17 protein-coding genes are annotated in these 20,280 nt (G+C 53.7%); 11 read left to right on the plus strand and 6 right to left on the minus strand.

Features of this window, described 5'->3' with window-relative positions:
• Positions 1 to 27: 27 nt before the first annotated feature.
• The 3 genes from AC23NW_RS13795 to AC23NW_RS13805 form a co-directional block, all read right to left on the minus strand.
• A complete protein-coding gene (locus AC23NW_RS13795) occupies positions 28 to 1,194 on the minus strand; it encodes a mandelate racemase/muconate lactonizing enzyme family protein (protein WP_487450213.1) in 1,167 nt (388 codons plus the stop codon).
• A 22-nt stretch (positions 1,195 to 1,216) separates the two neighbouring features.
• Positions 1,217 to 2,101, minus strand: coding sequence for a sugar phosphate isomerase/epimerase family protein (locus AC23NW_RS13800; RefSeq protein WP_487450214.1), 885 nt, complete (start codon positions 2,099 to 2,101; stop codon positions 1,217 to 1,219).
• A gap of 119 nt (positions 2,102 to 2,220) precedes the next feature.
• Positions 2,221 to 3,201, minus strand: coding sequence for a helix-turn-helix transcriptional regulator (locus AC23NW_RS13805; protein ID WP_487450216.1), 981 nt, complete (start codon positions 3,199 to 3,201; stop codon positions 2,221 to 2,223).
• 189 nt (positions 3,202 to 3,390) lie between these two features.
• On the opposite strand from AC23NW_RS13805, the gene AC23NW_RS13810 reads away from it, so the two are divergent.
• The 7 genes from AC23NW_RS13810 to AC23NW_RS13840 all read left to right on the plus strand — a co-directional run bounded on the left by AC23NW_RS13810 (position 3,391) and on the right by AC23NW_RS13840 (position 11,812).
• Positions 3,391 to 4,263 (plus strand): heme/hemin ABC transporter substrate-binding protein, encoded by an 873-nt coding sequence (locus AC23NW_RS13810; protein WP_487450218.1) that lies wholly within the window; start codon positions 3,391 to 3,393, stop codon positions 4,261 to 4,263.
• Between the two features lies 1 nt (position 4,264).
• Positions 4,265 to 5,368, plus strand: coding sequence for a FecCD family ABC transporter permease (locus AC23NW_RS13815; RefSeq protein ID WP_487450219.1), 1,104 nt, complete (start codon positions 4,265 to 4,267; stop codon positions 5,366 to 5,368).
• A complete protein-coding gene (locus tag AC23NW_RS13820) occupies positions 5,365 to 6,201 on the plus strand; it encodes a heme ABC transporter ATP-binding protein (RefSeq protein WP_487450220.1) in 837 nt (278 codons plus the stop codon). The genes AC23NW_RS13815 and AC23NW_RS13820 overlap by 4 nt, the downstream gene beginning before the upstream one ends.
• A gap of 5 nt (positions 6,202 to 6,206) precedes the next feature.
• Positions 6,207 to 7,241 carry a hemin-degrading factor gene (locus AC23NW_RS13825; RefSeq protein ID WP_487450222.1) on the plus strand — a complete coding sequence of 345 codons (1,035 nt, stop codon included), beginning with the start codon at positions 6,207 to 6,209 and terminating at the stop codon, positions 7,239 to 7,241.
• A 4-nt stretch (positions 7,242 to 7,245) separates the two neighbouring features.
• Positions 7,246 to 9,387: a TonB-dependent receptor plug domain-containing protein gene (locus tag AC23NW_RS13830; protein WP_487450223.1), complete on the plus strand. Its 2,142-nt coding sequence runs from the start codon at positions 7,246 to 7,248 to the stop codon at positions 9,385 to 9,387.
• Positions 9,388 to 9,415: 28 nt separating this feature from the next.
• Entirely contained in the window at positions 9,416 to 10,045 is a 630-nt protein-coding gene (locus AC23NW_RS13835) for an HmuY family protein (RefSeq protein ID WP_487450225.1), read from the plus strand.
• 189 nt (positions 10,046 to 10,234) lie between these two features.
• Positions 10,235 to 11,812, plus strand: a complete 1,578-nt coding sequence (locus tag AC23NW_RS13840) for a M20/M25/M40 family metallo-hydrolase (protein ID WP_487450227.1) — start codon at positions 10,235 to 10,237, stop codon at positions 11,810 to 11,812.
• A gap of 267 nt (positions 11,813 to 12,079) precedes the next feature.
• Here the strand turns inward: AC23NW_RS13840 and AC23NW_RS13845 are convergent, their stop codons facing one another.
• Positions 12,080 to 13,288 (minus strand): saccharopine dehydrogenase family protein, encoded by a 1,209-nt coding sequence (locus AC23NW_RS13845; RefSeq protein WP_293836218.1) that lies wholly within the window; start codon positions 13,286 to 13,288, stop codon positions 12,080 to 12,082.
• Between the two features lie 166 nt (positions 13,289 to 13,454).
• Between AC23NW_RS13845 and AC23NW_RS13850 the strand changes: the two genes are divergently transcribed.
• A complete protein-coding gene (locus tag AC23NW_RS13850) occupies positions 13,455 to 13,886 on the plus strand; it encodes a WapI family immunity protein (protein ID WP_487450229.1) in 432 nt (143 codons plus the stop codon).
• A 347-nt stretch (positions 13,887 to 14,233) separates the two neighbouring features.
• Positions 14,234 to 14,845, plus strand: coding sequence for a TetR/AcrR family transcriptional regulator (locus tag AC23NW_RS13855; protein WP_487450230.1), 612 nt, complete (start codon positions 14,234 to 14,236; stop codon positions 14,843 to 14,845).
• 157 nt (positions 14,846 to 15,002) lie between these two features.
• Here the strand turns inward: AC23NW_RS13855 and AC23NW_RS13860 are convergent, their stop codons facing one another.
• Positions 15,003 to 16,298 carry an aminopeptidase P N-terminal domain-containing protein gene (locus tag AC23NW_RS13860; protein ID WP_487450232.1) on the minus strand — a complete coding sequence of 432 codons (1,296 nt, stop codon included), beginning with the start codon at positions 16,296 to 16,298 and terminating at the stop codon, positions 15,003 to 15,005.
• 193 nt (positions 16,299 to 16,491) lie between these two features.
• Here AC23NW_RS13860 and AC23NW_RS13865 point away from each other — a divergent pair, with 193 nt between their 5' ends.
• On the plus strand, positions 16,492 to 17,487 hold the full coding sequence (locus tag AC23NW_RS13865; RefSeq protein ID WP_487450234.1) for an endonuclease/exonuclease/phosphatase family protein: 996 nt from the start codon (positions 16,492 to 16,494) through the stop codon (positions 17,485 to 17,487).
• Here AC23NW_RS13865 and AC23NW_RS13870 read toward each other — a convergent pair.
• A complete protein-coding gene (locus AC23NW_RS13870; protein WP_487450236.1) occupies positions 17,484 to 18,413 on the minus strand; it encodes an AraC family transcriptional regulator in 930 nt (309 codons plus the stop codon). The two genes, AC23NW_RS13865 and AC23NW_RS13870, sit on opposite strands and share 4 nt — an antisense overlap.
• 338 nt (positions 18,414 to 18,751) lie before the next feature.
• Here AC23NW_RS13870 and AC23NW_RS13875 point away from each other — a divergent pair, with 338 nt between their 5' ends.
• Positions 18,752 to 20,233, plus strand: a complete 1,482-nt coding sequence (locus AC23NW_RS13875) for an aldehyde dehydrogenase family protein (protein WP_487450371.1) — start codon at positions 18,752 to 18,754, stop codon at positions 20,231 to 20,233.
• Positions 20,234 to 20,280: the final 47 nt, after the last annotated feature.

Here is a 20,280-nt window from a genome sequence, read left to right on the forward strand (position 1 = left end):
GAGAGATTTTGGTTGTTCAGGATTTACTCAGATCTTCTGGCTGAATTCTTTTACGAATTCCCAGTTCGGGGTAACACCGAGGCCGGGGGCCGTTGGTGCGTCAAGTTGGCCGTCCGTTACGGTAATCTGTTCTTTCACAAGCTCATACATCATCGGGTTACCGCCCAGCGAAAACTCGACAATCGTAGCGGCCGGTGCAGCAAAGGCCATATGCACGCCCGCCATGAAGGAGAACGCCGAACCCCAGCAGTGCGGCGCCAGTTCGAGCTGGTGCGTACGGGCCAGATGCGCTACCCGCATCGCTTCGGAAATACCGCCGATAATGGCTGAATCGGGCTGAACAACGTCCAGCGCCCGGACTTCGATCAGGTCACGGATATCGAAACAGGTGTACTCGCTTTCGCCGGCCGCAATCGGAATCGACGTCGATGCCCGCACCTCCGCCGTTCCGTGGCGGTTGTCGGGGCTGATCGGCTCTTCAAACCAATAAAGGTTACAGTCTTCCACACCCCGGCAAAACTGTTTGGCTTCCGGCACGCTGTAGGTGCCGTGAGCATCGGCCATCAGCTTAATGCCGTCGCCCAGTGCTTCGCGGGCCGCCCGAACGCGGTCAATGCTGGCCTGAACGGTTTCGTCCATGACGCCAACCCGCATTTTCACGCCTTTAAAGCCTTTGGAAACATAGCCGTTGAGCTGCTCGCCGATCTTCTCAACACCGGCCCAGCCGCCGCTGGCATAGGCCGGCATCTGATCGCGGCAGGCACCGCCCAGCAAATCGACCACCGGTACGCCCAGCGCCTTGCCTTTAATATCCCACAGCGCCGTATCCACACCGCTGAGAGCCGAAATGGTTATACCGCGCCGACCCAGCACCGGAAATCCGCGGCCGCGTTTCAGCGCATAATGGTCGCGGGTGCCGTTATAGACAATCTCCCAGATGCGTGAGATATGGCGCGCATCCTGACCGATCAGCAGCGGCCTGATTTCGTTTTCGATGCAGCTGACAATCGACGCACACACGCCCGACGAACCTACCGCTGCCTTGGCCTCGCCGAACCCTTGTAAACCGGAATCGGTCGTTACGACCACCAGCGTCATATCAAAGTTTGTCAGCAACCCGTAATCGGATGCATGCTGTTTTTCTTTCGGGATCGGGCACCGCAGCCAGAAGGCTTCAACGTTTGTAATTTTCATTTATAAACTGGCAATGAGATGATTAAATTAATGGCAGCAGCGTTTCGGCCGATTTACGGGTGAGCATGGTATAAAACTCTTCGGTGACCGAAGAACTGCCGTGGTCTTCGAGGAATTTCTTTTGCTCTGCGCTCAGATCTTCCGGATTTTCGTCGATTGAATTTGGATACGGGTTAGCGGGTGTACGGTCGAGCGGCGCACAGAACTCCACGGAAAGCACATCGTCGTAGCCGATTTCCCGGAGTGTACCGATGATTTTCGGCCAGTTCAGCGTACCCATTCCCGGCGCCATGCGGTTGCTGTCGGCCACGTGGAAACCCACCAGCCGCCCCTTCGCCCGGCGGATGGCGTCAAACATATCGTCTTCTTCAATATTCATGTGGAAGGTATCGAGGCAAACCCCGCAGCGCGGTCCTACCTCTCTGGCCAGCGCCAGGGCCTGATCGCCCCGGTTGACGAAATAGGTCTCGAAGCGGTTGATCGGCTCAATGCCCAGCAGGATGTCTACCGATTCGGCGTATTCATAAATCTGCGTCATACCGTCGACGGCCCATTTCCACTCATCGTCCGGACGGCCATCCGGCACAATTTTGCCGACGGTTCCCGGCACAACCGAAACCATGTGTCCGTCCAGTTCCTTTACCATCGTCACCACATCCTTGATGTATTGCACCGACTTTGCGCGCTGGGCAGGGTCTTTGGCCAGCAGGTTACGGTCTTCGAGCATCAGCGTCACCGAGCCCCAGCAGGTCATGCCCACCTCTTTCAGCAATGCGCCGATTTTTTTTGTATCGTAAAGGGATGGTTCACCCTGAATTTCAAGCTTTGTGTAGCCAAGCTGAGCAATACGGCGGATTGTTTTTTCAACGGGTTCGGCCCGCATCCAGTTGTGAATGGAAAGCTCCATAAGTGCGAAAAACGTTAGTAAGTTCAGGGTATACAGCCGATCCAGGCATGTGGGTCTAACCCATATACTCCCATAAGACAACGAGATACCATTTTTAACGCACAAACGCTATTTTTTACCTAAATGGCCTTTATCTGACTGGGCGGAATACCGTATTTTTTGCGGAAGGCTGTGGTGAAATGGGCCGGATGCTGGTAACCGATCCGGTATGCGACCTCACTTACTGACAGTTGCTGCTGCAATAACTGATACCCGACATCAAGCCGGTAATTCAGTACCCAATCGTATACACTCGTCCCGTAAGTTTCCCGGAAACCCTTCTTTAATTTAAATTCGTTCAGGCCGACCGCACGGCTCAGGGCTGCTAAGGTGGGCGGGCGGGTAAATTCCTGCTGAAGAATCCGGCGCACCTCTTCCAGCTTATCGAAATCCGTCGCCGGAACCGGCATCCGGTCAGCGCCGGCCTCCAGTTCCTGAAACTGTTTCAGCTGAAGCACCAGCAATTCCATGACTTTAGCCTCCAGAAACAGCTTTAGCAAACAGCCGGAAAGCGATACCTCCACCAGTTGCATCAGCACCGTATGCAGCGACGAGACGACCGGTAATCCAGTAGCGGTCAGCGGCATCGGCTCATCCGCCATTACCTGCTGCGCCAGTGTCACCAGCGGATCACCATAGGTTTCGGCCAGTGAATAGAGCAAGTCGGGATGCCAGCGCACACTGACAAACTGAAGCAGGCTGTCGGCAGCCACGTCCATGCACAACCGGCCCGTTGGTTCGTGAAACAGCGTATGTTGCCCGGACCCGCAAATAACTGACGACACCCCGTCAGGTTGATACCGCCTCAACTCACCCGACAGCGCAAAGAACATATCCAGCTGCCGCTGTGGGTTCGCAAACTGCACACCGAGTGGTCCGGCACAAACCAGCCGTCCCCAGCGGATGATCAGCTTTCCGGGAATCAGCACCTCACTAAGTTCCCGGTTCTGCCCCTTGTCAATATCGGTGATCCGGCGCTCCGGTAAACCGGTTGCGTCGGGGCAATAATCATGAATGAAAAGCTGCTGCTTTCCGTCGCGTAGTGTCCAGTCAAATGGCATATGCTTCGTTATTTTCCGGCCTGTTTGTTTACCGGCAGATCCGGCTTCAGGATTGACCGGGAAGGTGGTTGCTCCCGATTTCGTAGGTAATAATCCGGTTTGCGTAAGTCACGAAAAGCGTTTACCCGATTACTTTGCAACATTATTTAAATTTGATCTAAATAACAATAAATAAAGTAAAAACGCGGCATGATCTGGAGAAAGGCAGCTAACATACTGGTTATCATAACCACCTGTACATTCGGGTATACACAGGTACTGGCTCAGGGTAAACCGGAGCGGATTGTCTCCTTAAACGGAACGGTAACGGAAATTCTCTGCGGCCTCGGTCTGCAAGCACAAATTGTAGGGGTTGATGTCACAAGCACCTATCCGGCGGCGATGGAAAACGTCACGAAAGTGGGGCACAACCGTAACATCGGCGCCGAAGCCGTACTGGCGTTGCAACCCACCCTGATTGTCGGGACCAAAAGCGCCACGAGCATGGATATCAAGCCCGAGCTGATCCGGCAGTTTGAGCAGGCAGGCGTAAAGACCCTGTTTTTTGAACAGACGCACAGCGTGGCAGGCGCGAAAAAACTGATTCAGGAAGTGGGAACGGCGTTCCGGAAACCGACACCAGCCTCAGCCCTGGTCCGCAAGCTCGACGCTGATCTGGCTCGTGTGCAGAAACCGGCGAAGGCCAAAAAAGTCCTGTTCATCTATGCCCGGGGAGCCGGAAACATGATGGTGGCCGGCGAGCATACACCGGTTGACCAGCTGATTACACTTGCCGGCGGACAAAACGCCGTAACCGGCTTCGACAGTTTTAAACCACTCACCGCCGAGGCGCTTGTCAGTGCCAATCCGGACGTTATTCTTCTCTTCAGCAGCGGCTTAGAGAGTCTGGACGGCATGGCCGGTTTACTCAAAGTACCTGGCGTAGCCCAAACGAACGCGGGCCGCAGCAAGGCCGTCATCGAAATGGACGGACAACTCATGACCGGTTTCAGCCCGCGGCTGGGCCTTGCCGTGCAGGAGCTTAGCCGGAAACTAAACGACTCAGTCCTTACCCTTCATTAATATGCCGGCAAACGTAACGGCCGAACGCCCTGTTCAGGCACCGCCACGGGTGCAGACGCCTCCCGCCGCCAAAGGCCGGTGGCTGACCGGTAGCCTGGCCATCGGGTTACTGATCACGATGATCTGCTCCGTAGGAATCGGTGCGCTGGCGATTCCGGTAGCCGATGTTGTGGCGATTCTGCTGAAACAGATTGGTCTGGAAACCGGCCCGGTCGATGCGCAGCAGGAAACGATTCTGCTGGTGATCCGCCTGCCGAGAATCCTGCTGGGCGTGCTGGTCGGGGCGGTGCTGAGTATGGCCGGCGCCAGCATTCAGGGGTTGTTCCGCAATCCGCTGGCCGATCCCGGACTGATTGGCATTTCGTCGGGTGCCTCACTGATGGCCGTCGTGATGATTGTCCTGCAGGTCAAGCTCTTCACGGGCTTATCAGCGCTATCCGGTCTCTATGCCCTGTCACTGGCCGCTTTTGCCGGAGCCGTCGGTGCTACGGTACTGGTTTATTTCCTGTCCCGGCAGGGAGGCCGGACTATTGTCTCAACCATGCTGCTGGTAGGCATTGCGGTCAACGTACTGTGCGAAGCCTGCCGAGGGTTACTGGTCTACATGGCTGATGATGCCCAGCTGAGAGCCATTTCGTTCTGGAGCCTCGGCAGCTTAGGCGGAGCCACCCGGGAGGTTCTACAGGTAGCAGGTCCCTTTCTGCTGGCTCCCCTCCTGCTGATGCCACGGCTCAGCCGGTCGCTGAATGCATTCACGCTCGGCGAGAGTCAGGCGGGGCATCTCGGCGTCAATGTCGGGCGGCTGAAGGGGTCAGTCATTCTGCTGACCACGCTGGGGGTTGGTGTTGCCGTTGCTGTCTCGGGGATGATCGGGTTTGTGGGGCTGGTGGTTCCGCACCTGATCCGGCAAATGGCGGGCGCCGATAACCGCCTGGTACTGCCCGCCTCGGGCTTACTGGGTGCCATCATCCTGACCCTTGCCGATCTGGTAGCCCGTACGCTCGTGGCGCCGGCCGAACTGCCGATCGGCATCATCACGGGGCTGGCCGGCGCGCCTGTTTTTCTGTATATCCTGCTTAAAAACCGTTCACAAACACACGCATGATACACGCCCAACATATTTCGTACAGCGTTGGCGGCCGTACGCTGCTCCAGCCACAGACGGTCCGCGTCCGCGCCGGCGAACTGGTTGCCGTCGCGGGGGCCAACGGGGCCGGAAAATCGACACTGCTGAAACTGCTCAGCCGCGATCTGACCCCTTCGTCGGGCACCATACAGCTTAACCGGCAGGACCTTAGCCGGTATTCGGCACGTGATCTGGCCAAATGCCGCGCCGTTTTGTCGCAGCACCATACGCTGACGTTTCCGTTCAGTGTCTACGAACTGGTGATGATGGGTCGCTACCCACACTTCGATCACCAGCCAACCGGGCAGGACCTCGCCGTGGTTGACCATGTGCTGCAACAGACCGGTCTCGCGCAGATGACACACCGCTCCGTCCTGAGCCTGTCCGGGGGCGAGCAGCAGCGTGTTTTTCTGGCAAAAGTCATGGCACAGCTCATTGACTACCATGAACTTATGCATCCTGACAGCGATATTCTGACCCCGAAGTTTCTGCTGCTCGATGAGCCCACGACCGGCCTTGACCTCTATTACCAGCACGCCCTGCTGCAACAGGCCAGACAGCTGACCAGGCAGGGTTACGGGGTCGTAACGATCCTGCACGACCTGAATCTGATTATGCAGTATGCCGATCAGGTGCTGCTGCTCCATCAGGGCCAGTCACTGGCGTTCGGAACACCGGCCGCCGCCCTGACGCCTTCCAGCATCCGGCAGGCATTCGGTCTTGATGTACAGATCATTGACCAGCCGACACTCGATTATCCCATTGTTATTCCCGCAACGCGACAACCTCATTATCAAGCATTAACCGCATAATTCATATGGTAACCAACACAGCTGATCTCAAAGCACAATACGCAGCCTATAAACTGGAAAACCCGAAAAGCCGCATCCGCGAAGCCGCGGCCCAACTCCATGTCAGCGAAGCCGAACTGGTAGCCACCGGTGTGGGCGAGACAGCCATCCGGCTGGAAGGCGATTTCCGCGAATTGCTGAAACAAGTAACGGGCCTTGGGCATGTGATGGCCCTGACCCGCAACGACAGCGTGGTTCACGAGCGCAAAGGCGTGTACGAAAAAGTTTCGTTTACCGGGCAGATGGGCCTCGTTTTAGGGGACGACATTGACCTGCGGCTGTTCATGAGCAGCTGGGCATTCGGGTTTGCCGTCAACGAAAACGACCGCCGGAGCCTCCAGTTTTTTACGGCCGACGGCGAGGCAGTGCATAAAATTTACCTGACTGAACACAGCAACCTGGCGGCGTATCACCAGCTTGTCGAGGCCTTCCGGGCACCGGATCAACCTTCTTTTTTAGCCACTATTCCTAAACCCAACCCATCGCCCGAAACGCCCGACAGCGATATTGCCGTGGCTGATTTTCAGGATGCCTGGCGTAACCTGAAGGACACCCACGACTTCTTCGGCATGTTGCGGACGTTTAAAGTCGCCAGGCTACAGGCCATGCGGCTCGCGCCCGCAGGCCTGGCCACCCAAACGTCTATGGAAGCCGTCCGCGCGGTATTCGGGCGGGTTTCCGAAACCGGCCAGCCGATTATGATCTTTGTCGGCAACCGTGGCTGCATTCAGATCCATACCGGACCAGTGAAGAAACTGGTCACGATGGGGCCGTGGTTTAACGTGCTCGATCCGGCCTTTAACCTTCACCTGCGCGAAGATCAGGTTGCGTCGGCGTGGGTGGTTAAAAAGCCAACGACGGATGGCATCGTAACCAGCCTCGAACTCTTCGACGCTGCCGGCACTCAGATTGCCCAGATTTTCGGCAAACGCAAACCCGGCCAGCCGGAACAACCGGAGTGGCAGCAAGTTGTTGCCGACCTGGCCCTGTCAACACGTTAATGCCATGCCAACGTTACTGAATGCGTTTCTTTTCGCTGTGCTACAGGTCGGGGGCACATCCGGTCCGCTACAACCGGATCGCCCCCAACCCCGCACAGACTCCTTAAAAAGCCGCAAACTGGATGAAGTTGTCGTGACAGCCACCCGCACCGAGCGCCCGATGGGTGCCTTGCCGATGCCGGTGACCGTTATCGGCAAGCAGCAAATCCGGCAAATGGGATCGCTGCGACTCAACGATGTGTTACAGGAACAAACCGGCCTGGCCATCGTTACCGACCACGGACAGGGGGTACAGATTCAGGGGTTTGCTCCGGAATATACCCTGATTCTGCTCGACGGCGAGCCGCTGATCGGCCGCACGGCCGGTACGCTGGAACTCAACCGGCTGGCGGTCGGCAACATCAGACAGATTGAGATTGTCAAAGGGCCATCGTCGAGTCTGTACGGCTCCGAAGCACTGGCCGGTGTCATCAATATCATTACCGACAATGCGGGCGGTTCGGGACGCCGGCAAATCAATGCCTCGGTATCAGCCCGGTACGGCGCCAACCGCACCAGCGATCTGGCCGGTGACCTGGGCCTGCGCCGTGGCAAAATCGGGGTGTATGCCTTCGCTAACCGGTACGGCTCGGCGGGGTACGACCTTTCGCCCGAAACAGCGGGCAATACCGTATCGCCGTTTGCCAACTATACCTTCAGCGGCCGCGTAACGGCCGATATCAGCAGCCGGCTTACGCTTAGTGTCTCGGGACGATCATTTAGTGAGAAACAGGAAAATCGTTACGAAGCCACGGCGGGTTCAGTTGTGGCCGGGCCGGGCATGATCACCGACCGCAACCTGAATCCCGTGCTTACCTACCGCCCTAACCAGCACTGGAAGCTAACCGGCCGGTTCTATGGCAGCTATTACCGGACCGAAACCGACCTGCGCTACCAGAACGACGGCAAGGTGTATGACCAGAGTTTTTTTGACCAACGCTTTAACCGGCCCGAGGTACAGATTGATCATTACCTCAACCGGAAACATCTGCTGACGCTGGGTCTGGGCTACAATGCCGAGAGTGTGGTAGCCACGCGCTATACCGACCGGCAGCGGTTCAGTAACCGGTACGCGTATGCGCAGTATGAATGGCTGCCAAACCGGCGGTGGGACATTATCGTCGGCGGGCGGTTCGACAACCATTCGCAGTATGCCAGTCAGTTCAGCCCGAAAGCGTCGGCGCGGTTCGAACTCTCCCCGACCTTTGCCTTGCGGGGGAGTACCGGCGTCGGGTTCAAGGCACCGGACTTCCGGCAGCTGTACCTCAACTTTGATAATTCGGTGGTCGGCTACAGCGTTTTCGGAACCCATGAGCTGGTCAACAGCCTGTCGCGGTTGCAACAGCTGGGCCAGATTGCCGAGGTACTTACCGACCCGGCGCAGTTCAGCGACATCCGCGCCGAAAGTTCGGTTGCCTATAACCTTGGCGTAACGGCTGATTTACAGACGGCCTGCAAATTGCCGGTTACGTTCAGCATCAACCTGTTCCGGAATGATATCCGCGACCTGATTGAGACCCGGGCGGTTGCCCTGAAAACCAACGGACAAAGCGTATTCAGCTATGTCAACCTCAACCGCGTCTTTACGCAGGGCGCCGAATTCGACGGCAGCTACCGGATCACGGCAGGCAACGGGATCCTGAAGATCAGTGCCGGTTACCAATTCCTGCTGACGGGCGACAAAACGGTGGTTGCGCAGATAAAACGGGGCGAAGTCTACCGGCGCGATCCGGAAACCCTGGCTACCCAACGCGTGAAGCCGGCTGACTATGGCGGATTATACAACCGCTCAAAACACATGGCCAATATCAAGCTGTTCTATGAGCTGTCCAAACAGGGCCTGACCGTGAACCTGCGGGGAATCTACCGGGGTCGCTACGGGTTTTCGGACCGCAACGGCAACGTGATTCTCGACGCCGCGCCGGAATATGTGCCGGGCTATATGCTCTGGAACCTCTCGGCCGGTAAAACCATCAAAAACCTTACGGTTCAGGCCGGAATCGACAACCTGTTCGGGCAGACAAACCCGCAGTACATCCCCAATCTGGCGGGGCGTCTTTGGTACACCAGCCTCCGCTGGAGCCTGCCGGCACTCGCCAAAAATTAGTTAACAACCTTTATTTCCCAGTATTTCTATGAAACGCGTACATCTTTCACTCGCCGTCTGTCTGTTCAGTACCATCAGTTTCTTCAGCTGCACAAATGACGACAATACACCAACCGTTCAGCCGGTGCAATCGCAGACGGTCAAAAATCTCGCCGCCGATCCGGTAACAATTGATCCGCAAACGGGTCAGCCGGGCGCCGGAACCGGCAAGTATACCCTGTTCAGCCTGAAAGACGGCCAGCAGATTGCCAACAGCGATTCGGCCTCCAATAAGTGGGACATTGGTTTCAGGGGCACAACCCTTATCGTTAACGGCGGGACCATCCGGTCGGGTCAGGGGGGTGCGTATATCCATACCGGCACATTCGACGAATTAACCAGCGTTCCGGAAAGTATTACGTTCGCGACCGATCAGAGCAGTTCGCAGCTGGCGATACCGACCGGTTCGGGCAAGGGTTGGTACAATTACGCGAATACGATTGTTTCCCCGATTCCAGGCAAAGTCCTGATTCTGAAGACCGGCGACGGTAAATATGCCAAACTGGAGGTTCTGAGCTATTACAAGGATGCGCCGGCAACCCCGACCGCTACCAGCGAAAGCCGCTACTTTACCTTCCGCTATGTTTACCAGCCGGATGGCAGCAAAAAACTGAATTAGACCGCTTGTACCGGCCTCTATCTCATAGCAAACGGATTGTCAGCAAAGCCGTATACCGCTGGTGTACGGCCTTCTTGTTTTAAGAGACTTATTCGGCCTTTGTGTTACTTAACGCCCATACTCTTCTGTTTTTGTGTTAAATTGACCCGCAATCGTATTGCCGGTTAAATCGTTAACAAACACAATTCTATGCAAAAACAACTTTTACTCTCCGGCCTGCTGGCTACGGCTTCGCTATGTGCGTTCGGGCAGGATGAAAAAATTGACCTTCAGATGATGCAGAAAATCCGGGAAGAGGGGCTTCAGCGGTCGAAGGTTATGGAAACGGCTTTTTACCTGACCGACGTGAACGGTCCGCGCCTGCAAGGCCCAGGGTTCATGAAGGCCGCCAACTGGACGAAAAATAAACTCGCGGAGTGGGGCCTGCAGAACGCCCGCCTCGAATCGTGGGGTGAATGGGGTAAAGGCTGGGAAGTAGAGCGGTGCTACATCGCCATGACGGCTCCGTATTACAAATCCATGATTGCCGTGCCACGTGCCTGGAGTGGCAGCACCAATAAACTCCAGCAGGCAGAAATTCTTTATATCAGCGATTCCGACACCACCGCTCTTGAATCGTACCGCAGTAAGCTGAAAAACAAAGTCATTCTGATCGATCAGTCGTTTACGGGCAAGCCATCGTTCAAAGCCGATGCCGACCGCTTTACCGACGAAGATCTGGCCAAAATGGCCGCTGAAACGCCGGCAGCCGGTGGTCGCGGCGGCCGTAACGGGGCTGATTCAACGTATCGGAACATGATTCAGGCCATGCGGACCCGCAACTCCTTCAACCAGAAAATGCGGAAACTGGCCAAACAGGAAGGCGCACTCGGCATTCTGAATACGACCCAGACCAGTAAAGACGGTACATTGTTCGTGAGCGGTGATTACGCCAACGCAGCCCTTGGGTCAACCCAGGACGATCTGGCCGATCTGTCGATCTCGATGGAAGACTACATGACATTGTGCCGGCTGATGAAAGCCAATGTACCGGTTAAGCTGGAACTGGATGTAAAAACGAAATTCCACACCGCCGATACTAAAGGCTATAACGTACTGGCCGAGCTGCCGGGCACCGACCCTAAACTGAAAGAGGAAGTGGTGATGCTGGGTGCGCACCTTGACTCATGGCATGCGGCTACCGGTGCTACCGACAACGCCGCGGGTTCGGCCGTGATGATGGAAGCCGTCCGTATTCTGAAAGCACTGGGCGTAAAACCACGCCGTACGATCCGGCTGGCGCTCTGGAGCGGGGAGGAACAAGGGCTGCACGGGTCAAAAAATTACGTGACCAAACACCTGGTTGACGCCAATAACAAACTGACAAAGGAAGGTGAGCTTCTGGCTGGCTACTTTAACGTAGACAACGGCACCGGTAAAATCCGCGGGATCTATTCGCAGAATAACAACGATGCCAGCCCGATTTTCACCCAGTGGCTGAAGCCGTTCCATGACCTCGGCGCTACGACCGTAGCCCAGCGCAGCAGCGGCGGCACCGACCACGTATCGTTTGACCGCGCCGGCCTGTCGGGCTTTGGCTTTATTCAGGACCGGATCGAGTACGATACCCGTACGCACCATACCAATATGGATACCTACGATCACCTCCAGCCGGACGACCTGAAACAGGCGGCAACGATTGTCGCGGCGTTTATTTACAATGCGGCGATGCGTGATCAGAAATTACCGATGAAGGCACCGATGACGGCCATGCAATCGGCCCGGTAATTTTTTTTAGCCCGTTTACAAAAAAAAAGGACAAATAACAGTATGTAGGTTGATGAATACCCTTATATAGACGTATACGCCTTCGAGCGTAAGACCACGTAACGTCTGTTTATACACTCATCAAACATGCTATTTGCTCATTTTGCTGAACATTCAGTAACGGTCTTACCGTTTTCATATAAAGAGTTTAGATTGTTTAGGTTAAGAAAATGTAAAAACCACTCCCTCGATGAAGGAGTGGTTTTTTGTTTAGTGTTAACCTGAAGACTAGTATTCGTGCGGCAGCGTAATGTTAACGCGGTCCTGCACCGGTAAGCCCTGGCTATTCATTTGCTCGATGAACGGATCCGGATCCATTTCTTCGCAGTTCCAGACGCCCGGCTTGTTCCAGACACCTTTCAGCATCAGCATTGCACCGATCATCGCCGGCACACCGGTAGTATAGCTTACCGCCTGACCGCGTACTTCCTTATAGGTCTCCGCGTGGTCGCAGTTATTCCAGATAAAATAAGTTTTCTCCTGACCGTCTTTGATCCCTTTGATCTGGCAACCGATTGAGGTCTGGCCGGTATAGTTTTCGCCGAGCGAATCCGGTGCCGGTAATACGGCTTTCAGGAATTCGAGCGGAACAATATCAACACCCTGGAATTTAATCGGGTGGATGCTGGTCATGCCCACGTTCTGCAACACCTCAAGGTGCGTCAGATACGCCTGGCCGAAGGTCATCCAGAACCGGGCACGCTTGATGGTCGGGAAGTTTTTCACCAGCGACTCAAGCTCTTCGTGATACAGTACGTATGACTCACGGGCGCCGATTTCAGGGTACTCAATTGGTTTGTGAATCGACATGGCCGGAATCTCAACCCACTCGCCGTTTTCCCAGTAGCGGCCGGGCTGCGTGATTTCGCGGATGTTGATTTCAGGGTTAAAGTTGGTGGCAAATGCCTTGCCGTGATTCCCCGCATTACAATCGACGATATCGAGGTAATGCATCTCGTCGAAATGGTGTTTAGCGGCATAGGCCGTAAATACCTGCGTGGCGCCAGGGTCGAAACCGCAACCCAGCAAAGCCATGATACCCGCCTGCTCAAAGCGCTCTTTATAAGCCCACTGCCAGCTGTATTCGAACTTAGCTACGTCTTTCGGCTCGTAATTGGCCGTATCCAGGTAGTTGACACCTGTTTCCAGACAGGCATCCATGATCGGGAGATCCTGGTAAGGAAGTGCAACGTTGATGACCAGTACCGGCTGAAACTGCTTAATCAGCGCAACCAGCTCAGGCACTACGTCGGCATCTACCTGCGCAGTCTGAATCGTTACGCCGTGCATTTCCTGTATTTCGGCTGCAATCCGGTCACATTTTGCCTTTGTGCGGCTGGCCAGCATGATGTCAGTAAAGACGTCAGCGTTCATGGCGCACTTATGAGCCACCACGCTACCAACCCCTCCTGCACCAATAATGAGCACTTTTGCCATGTTAATCGAATGGTTTGTTGTCGTTGTAATGATTTAGGCGCAAAGATAGTCCTTATTTGCGGGATAAAGCAGTGATAAATAAAGACAGGGAAGCTTGTTACTGAAACAATATTTATGTATATTCGTTTAGTAGATTATCTCTCTTTCTTTAAATCACTCAAACGTTATGAAACTGGCATCTTCTCTTGGCTCTTTTGAACTTTCGATTCTGGGTTACAGCCAGCAAGGCAGCAACTGGCGGGGACGCAACAACCTTAACTGCCGCGTATCAACGCTGTGGCAGAAAAATTCCGATACGCAGACAGCTCCCCTACAGACGTATGAGCTTGCCCGTTTACTGACCGATCTGGAGGCCTTGCTTTCGCGCCGGACATCGCGGATATCGACAAATTTTGCGGAACCGGGCCTGAGCGTTGATATCTCAGCGTTACCTAATCAAACCTATGCCTGCCAGATTCAGCTTGATCATGACCTGACACCATCCTGGAATGCCTATCCTGACTTTCCGGTTGAGATGAGCATGGTACTGACCCGTAGCCAGCTTGAAGACGTAATTTCCCAGCTTAGCCGCCAGTTAGCCGCCTTTCCTGAACGTTAACAGATTAGAAGGCTGAGTAAATAAAAAATACTTTTAAGATACTCTTTATACTTTAAGTTGTTTTTGCCATAATTGTAGTCGGAAACGGTTTTTGCTCCCCAAACCGTTTCAGCTATGCTGGCAAAAACAACTTTTTTCTGCTCTATAGTACAATACCAATACTTTTTTTTGCGATATCCACATAAATACGCGTTACCACTTGGTAACATAGGGTATTTTTTACATTTTTGTAACGTATATCGTAAAAAGATATAATCAACCCTAACTAACCTGGCTAATCTTACACAAACTACCTAAATGCAATTTCACCTATGAAAGTTGTAAAGAGACGTAATCGTGCTATGACGATGGATCGGATTCTGCGGGCAACCGGAGAAGTAATCGCGGAACGGGGAACAGAAAAAGCAGGCATTAACTCAGTAGCCGAAAAGGCTCAGGTCAACAAAGTACTGATTTACCGCTACTTTGGTGGCTGGAATGGACTGCTGGAAGCGTATGTTCAACGCGGCTTCTTTCTGTCGATGTTCAATGACAAATATACTGACACGTTACCTGCCAACATCCCCCCTGCCGATCGCGACAAAGTTTGGTCTGAGTACATCCTGGGGCTGACCCGTGAGTTTCGTTCCCGCAAATCGTCACAAGACCTTGTCCGCTGGGAAATGTCTCACGGCGAAACCGAACTGGCGCGCCGGATTGCCCAGTTCCGGAGTGAAGCCTATGCCAAAATGATTCAGAAACTGGCCCCCTATCCGGATTATGATCCTACCAGCATTACGGCAATTATTCTGGCCGGGATCACGTATCTGACCCTGCTGTCTGATCAGGGCAATCCGTTTATCGGCATCGACCTGCAAAGTGAAGCCGGCTGGGACCGCATCGAAAAAGGCGTCGAGCGCATTCATCGCAGCCTGAACCGCTCGCTAATCGAAAAAGAAGAAGAGGCGGCTACCAAATAAGTTATTGTGCGAATTAGTGAATGTGCGATTGAGTGAATAAGCCATTGAAATACAACTCTATGCTCTCTGGCTAATTCTAATCTAATTCTGCTTACTTAACGTCCGGTAGTTTCATCTATATACAGGCGCCCGGCTCATAAAGCCAGGCGCCTGCTTTTTATTCGTTCATTAATGTCTCAATCTCATCGGCCTCTACCGGAATCCGGCCCATCAAGTCAAGGTTACCGTCTTCGGTAATGAGAATGTTGTTCTCCAGCCGGATGCCCAGCCCTTCTTCCCGGATGTAGATCCCCGGCTCACAGGTAAACACCATGCCCGGCTCAAAACGGCGGTATTTATTCCCGACATCATGTACGTCCAGGCCCAGAAAATGGGACGTGCCGTGCATAAAATATTTCTTGTAAAGCGGCGCATCAGGGTCCTGCTTTGCAACAGCCTGGGCATCGAGCAGCCCAAGGCCGATCAATTCGGCTTCCATGATGCTGCCCACTTCCTTGTGGTATTCATCCCAGAGGTTACCCGGCCGCAGCATATCCGTAGCAGCCTTCATGACCCGCAGCACCGCATCATACACCGCACGCTGACGGGCCGTAAACCGGCCGCTGACCGGAATCGAGCGTGTCATGTCGGCATTGTAATTAGCATATTCAGCGCCAATATCGAGCAGCAGTACATCACCGGCCTGACATTGGGCACTGTTGTCAATGTAGTGCAGGACGCAGGCATTTTTCCCTGAGGCGATAATCGGCGTATAGGCCGCACCGCGTGAGCGGTTCATCAGGAAGGCATGCATCATTTCGGCTTCAATTTCGTATTCCCAGACGCCCGGTTTCACAAATTTCAGCAGCCGCCGGAACATCGTATCGGTAATGTCGATAGCCCGTCCGAGCAACTCAACCTCCTGCGGCAGTTTAATCGCCCGCAGGTAGTGCATAACCGGTGCCAGGCGCTCCAGCCGGTGCAGCGGATACCGCTCCTTAAACTGTTTGATAAAGCGTATGTCGCGCGTCTCCACCTCCGAACCGTTGCGCGTATGCTCGTTGGTGTTCAGGTAAACCTGTTCGGCTTCAAAAACGATCTGGATAAAGATTGCCTCGAACTGGTGGGTCCAGTAAACATTCTTGCGGGAAATGCCCGACGTTTCCTCGGCTTCCTGTTTTGTGAGTTTGTGGCCTTCCCAGATTTCGATCAGTTCGCTGGTTTCGCGCAGAAACAATACCTCCCGGAAGCGCTCATCCGGATGGTCGGGGCAGAGTACCAGAATGGATTCTTCCTGATCGACACCCGTCAGGTAAAACAGATCGTTGTTCTGCCGGAACGTCATCGTACCATCGGCATTGGTAGGCATCACGTCGTTGGCGTGTAGAATCGCCAGCGATTTCGGTTTCAGTTGTTGTACCAGCCGCTGCCGGTTCCGGACAAATAGTTGATTATCAATTGGCAAATAACGCATACCAGAATAAAAATACCGGGTTATGTCCGGCCTGTTTAGACGCAGATTGTTTGTTGACAGAATGCCACCGGCAATTCCGTTCGCAAAGAAAACAGCTTACGGGCAGGAGGAAAAGCGTTTGGCCGGATTCTTTAACAGCACCTTAACACAAAGCGCCGTATCTTTGCAGGGTTAACCATTGTATCAGGCATCCGTGCAGGCAGTCGACACTACACCGTCCGTTTCTTCGGGTAAGCAAAAATTCTCCGTTAAGCCGGAGTGGATCCATACCGGCCTTGTGCTGGCAACCGGCCTTCTGGCACTGGCCACGATCCTTGGCCGTTTGGGTCGTTTCTTTTTCCTGTTTGAACTCTGCAGTCATTTTTCGGTTCAGTATGCCGCTATTGCTGCCCTGCTGACACTGTTCTGGACCATTCGCCGCCAGTGGTTGCTGACGGGGGTTGCTGCACTCTGCCTTGGCTGGCACAGCTATCAGGTACTTCCGTGGTTAATGGCTACTCCTCCGGCCGCCGGTACCAAAGCCGATGTACGCATCCTGCACGCCAATGTGCTCTACACCCGTGAGGAAATGCAGACAACAATTGACATGATCCGGCGGGAAAAACCAGACCTGTTTGTACTACAGGAAATGACGCCCGAAAGCGTTGAGCAGGTAACAAAAGCATTGGCGGATACCTATCCGTATACGGATACGCTGATGGCGAAAGATCCCTGCTTTTTACTGGTAGCCAGCCGGACATCCTTTCTGGTCGATCAACAGGCCCGGCGCAATAAGCTGGTATTACACATGATGACCAATGTGCGGGGCCATGATCTGTCGTTTATGACCGTCCATACCCGCACACCGATTCTGCCGTCGTGGTTTGCCGAACGCAACGACCAGCTGGCCTTCGTCAGCGGACGTATTCAGGAGGTACCGCAACCGGCTGTTTTGATCGGAGATTTCAACGTCAGTATTTTCTCACCGGTTTACGCGCAGTATTTTGAGGATAAGCCGGACATTAAGGCCTGCCGCAAAGGATTCGGCCTCCAGCAAACGTGGCCGCGGTTCCTGCCACCGATGATGATTCCTATTGATCAGGCATTTGTGAACAGCGGATTCCGGACCGTTAATTTCCGGACCCTTCCGCAACCAGGTTCTGACCACAAAGCCGTTGTCGTTGATCTGGCCTTCACGAAACAAGATTAGCCTAACTGTAACTGCCGGTAGGTTTTACGGAATTGCGCCGGCGTAATGCCGGTTGTTTTCTTGAAAAGCTTCAGGAAGTAGGTCACATTGTTGAAACCGCACACAAAACACACATCGGCCAGGCACTGGTTGCTCGTCTTCAGCAACCGCATCGCCTGTTGAATGCGCTGGTTATTGATGTATTCAATCGGCGTCAGACCGAACTGCTGCTTAAAACACCGGAAAAAATTCGGCTCGCTCATGCACGCCTGATCGGCCAGTTCCCTGACTGTCATCTGCTCATGCAGCCGATCCTGAATGTATTTTGCCACATGCGCTAACCGGTTGGTGTTTACATACGGGTGATAATTCATCAGCAGCATCTGCCGCGCCTTAGTCTGCATCAGCCGGATGACCAGTTCCTGCATCACCAGATTAGCGAAGAGATCCTTTGCCGTATTATTCTCCGTAAAAATCTGTATCAGGCGGGCAATCAGCTGATTAATGGTTGAATCATTGGTCAGGTAAAAATTCGACTCATCAAACTGCCAGCCTTTTTTCTGATCAATCAGCGGCGCCTTATCATTCAGGTAATCCGTTAATTGCTTCACTTTATCCGGCGCAATCGCCAGCGCCAGGCACTGCGTCGGGTTCTGCATCCGCGCTTCCGGAAAGTCAATACACATCGTTTCATTAGCCGGCATAATCACCGACTCGCCGGGGAGGAACTCAAACGATGGTGTATTGGGCAGGTGCATCACCTTTTTCCCGCGGATCATACTGGCCAGCACCGGACTGTTGAACGTCAATTCTACTTTCTCCGCATACTGGTGCGTCTCGTATATGTTCAGCTCCGCCGTGTCGATGGTATAGGCCGTACGATTTTCTACCACCTGCTCCAGTTTGCGGGTTTGCAGATGTCTGGTTAAATCAAACGTTGCTGACATGGGATTCATATGCATACAGTAGGCTCAATGGAACAAAGTAACATTCACTCAGCTGGTACTATTTCGACAAAGACTAGCACTAATACGATTCAAGTTGCAATTTTTTCAACAATCTGCGCTATGTTCTTTATCATACTTTACCAATTAACGCATAATTATCCAATCTGGTTATGTCTAAATCCATTTTGAGAGTATCGTTCAACTTCCTGATATGATAAGTGAACTCTTTTTGTACTCTATCGGCAAAATTTGTAACAGAAACAATGCGATTTTAATCTCATAACAGACCAGAGTACATGGAAACGATTCAAACCAGCAGCAACATCCTGGCACGGCCAATGTTCAAGGCACAATACGAAAACTATATCGGCGGCCAGTGGATAGCGCCTGTCGGCGGTGAGTATTTCGAGAATTTTTCTCCGGTAGACGGCAGTCTGATTGCCCGCATGCCGCGTTCTAAAGCGGCTGATGTTGAGCTTGCTCTGGACGCAGCCCATAAGGCATTTCCGGCCTGGTCGCGCACCTCGGTAACCGAGCGCAGTAATATGCTGCTCCGGGTTGCCGACGTCATTGAGCAGAACCTGGACTACCTGGCCCGCGTTGAAACGATGGATAACGGCAAAGCGGTGCGGGAAACCCTGGCGGCCGACCTGCCGCTGGTAGTTGACCATTTCCGTTATTTTGCCGGTGTTATCCGGGCCGAAGAAGGCTATTCAACCGAACTGGATGCCACAACGGTTTCGATGATTATTAAGGAGCCGATTGGTGTTGTGGCCCAGATTATTCCGTGGAACTTCCCGCTGCTGATGGCTACGTGGAAGATGGCCCCTGCCCTGGCTGCCGGTTGCTGTACCATCCTTAAACCCGCTGAGCAGACTCCAACCTCCATTTGTGTCCTGATGGAATTACTGGAAGGCATCATTCCACCGGGCGTGGTCAACGTCGTCAACGGTTTCGGTGTGGAAGCCGGTAAGCCGCTGGCCCAGTCGAAGCGGGTGGCCAAAGTTGCCTTTACCGGTGAAACAACAACCGGCCGTCTGATCATGCAGTATGCCTCGGAAAACCTGATTCCGGTAACGATGGAGCTGGGTGGCAAGTCGCCGAATATCTTTATGCCGTCTATCGCCGATGCCGACGACGAATTCTTTGATAAATGCGTGGAAGGTGCAGTTATGTTTGCCCTCAACCAGGGCGAAGTCTGTACCTGTCCGTCGCGGATGGTCGTGCATGAAAGCGTATACGACCGTTTCATGGAGCGTGTTATCGCCCGCACCGAAGCGATTAAAGTGGGACACCCGCTCGATCCTACGGTCATGATGGGTGCGCAGGCATCGAATGATCAGTACGAAAAAATCCTGTCGTACATCAATATCGGTAAGGAAGAAGGCGCCGAAGTACTGACCGGTGGCGGGGCCGCCAACCTGAACGGTGAACTGGGCAAAGGCTATTACATTCAGCCGACGATCCTGAAAGGCCACAATAAAATGCGGGTATTCCAGGAAGAGATTTTCGGGCCGGTAACGTCCGTAACGACGTTCAAGACGACTGAAGAAGCGCTGGAAATCGCCAACGATACGCTCTATGGCCTCGGTGCCGGGCTCTGGACCCGCGACGCCCACGAGCTGTATCAGCTACCGAGAGCCATTCAGGCCGGCCGGGTGTGGGTTAACTGCTACCACCACTACCCTGCCCACGCCCCGTTTGGCGGGTATAAAAAGTCTGGTTTCGGCCGTGAAACGCACCTGATGATGCTGAACCATTACCGCCAGACCAAAAACCTGCTGATCTCCTACAGCAAATCGAAGTTAGGTTTCTTTTAATAATTAGTGAATTGTGAATGAGTGATTGAGTGAATAATCTTTCACTC

Source organism: Arsenicibacter sp. R0_47 (assembly GCF_057652235.1).

What these genes read in the sequence shown, in the direction of transcription:
- AC23NW_RS13795 (WP_487450213.1), bottom strand. Translation starts at nt 1,194, where the DNA reads ATGAAAATTACAAACGTTGAAGCCTTCTGGCTGCGGTGCCCGATCCCG.
- AC23NW_RS13800 (WP_487450214.1), bottom strand. Translation starts at nt 2,101, where the DNA reads ATGGAGCTTTCCATTCACAACTGGATGCGGGCCGAACCCGTTGAAAAA.
- AC23NW_RS13805 (WP_487450216.1), bottom strand. Translation starts at nt 3,201, where the DNA reads ATGCCATTTGACTGGACACTACGCGACGGAAAGCAGCAGCTTTTCATT.
- AC23NW_RS13810 (WP_487450218.1), top strand. Translation starts at nt 3,391, where the DNA reads ATGATCTGGAGAAAGGCAGCTAACATACTGGTTATCATAACCACCTGT.
- AC23NW_RS13815 (WP_487450219.1), top strand. Translation starts at nt 4,265, where the DNA reads ATGCCGGCAAACGTAACGGCCGAACGCCCTGTTCAGGCACCGCCACGG.
- AC23NW_RS13820 (WP_487450220.1), top strand. Translation starts at nt 5,365, where the DNA reads ATGATACACGCCCAACATATTTCGTACAGCGTTGGCGGCCGTACGCTG.
- AC23NW_RS13825 (WP_487450222.1), top strand. Translation starts at nt 6,207, where the DNA reads ATGGTAACCAACACAGCTGATCTCAAAGCACAATACGCAGCCTATAAA.
- AC23NW_RS13830 (WP_487450223.1), top strand. Translation starts at nt 7,246, where the DNA reads ATGCCAACGTTACTGAATGCGTTTCTTTTCGCTGTGCTACAGGTCGGG.
- AC23NW_RS13835 (WP_487450225.1), top strand. Translation starts at nt 9,416, where the DNA reads ATGAAACGCGTACATCTTTCACTCGCCGTCTGTCTGTTCAGTACCATC.
- AC23NW_RS13840 (WP_487450227.1), top strand. Translation starts at nt 10,235, where the DNA reads ATGCAAAAACAACTTTTACTCTCCGGCCTGCTGGCTACGGCTTCGCTA.
- AC23NW_RS13845 (WP_293836218.1), bottom strand. Translation starts at nt 13,288, where the DNA reads ATGGCAAAAGTGCTCATTATTGGTGCAGGAGGGGTTGGTAGCGTGGTG.
- AC23NW_RS13850 (WP_487450229.1), top strand. Translation starts at nt 13,455, where the DNA reads ATGAAACTGGCATCTTCTCTTGGCTCTTTTGAACTTTCGATTCTGGGT.
- AC23NW_RS13855 (WP_487450230.1), top strand. Translation starts at nt 14,234, where the DNA reads ATGGATCGGATTCTGCGGGCAACCGGAGAAGTAATCGCGGAACGGGGA.
- AC23NW_RS13860 (WP_487450232.1), bottom strand. Translation starts at nt 16,298, where the DNA reads ATGCGTTATTTGCCAATTGATAATCAACTATTTGTCCGGAACCGGCAG.
- AC23NW_RS13870 (WP_487450236.1), bottom strand. Translation starts at nt 18,413, where the DNA reads ATGTCAGCAACGTTTGATTTAACCAGACATCTGCAAACCCGCAAACTG.
- AC23NW_RS13875 (WP_487450371.1), top strand. Translation starts at nt 18,752, where the DNA reads ATGTTCAAGGCACAATACGAAAACTATATCGGCGGCCAGTGGATAGCG.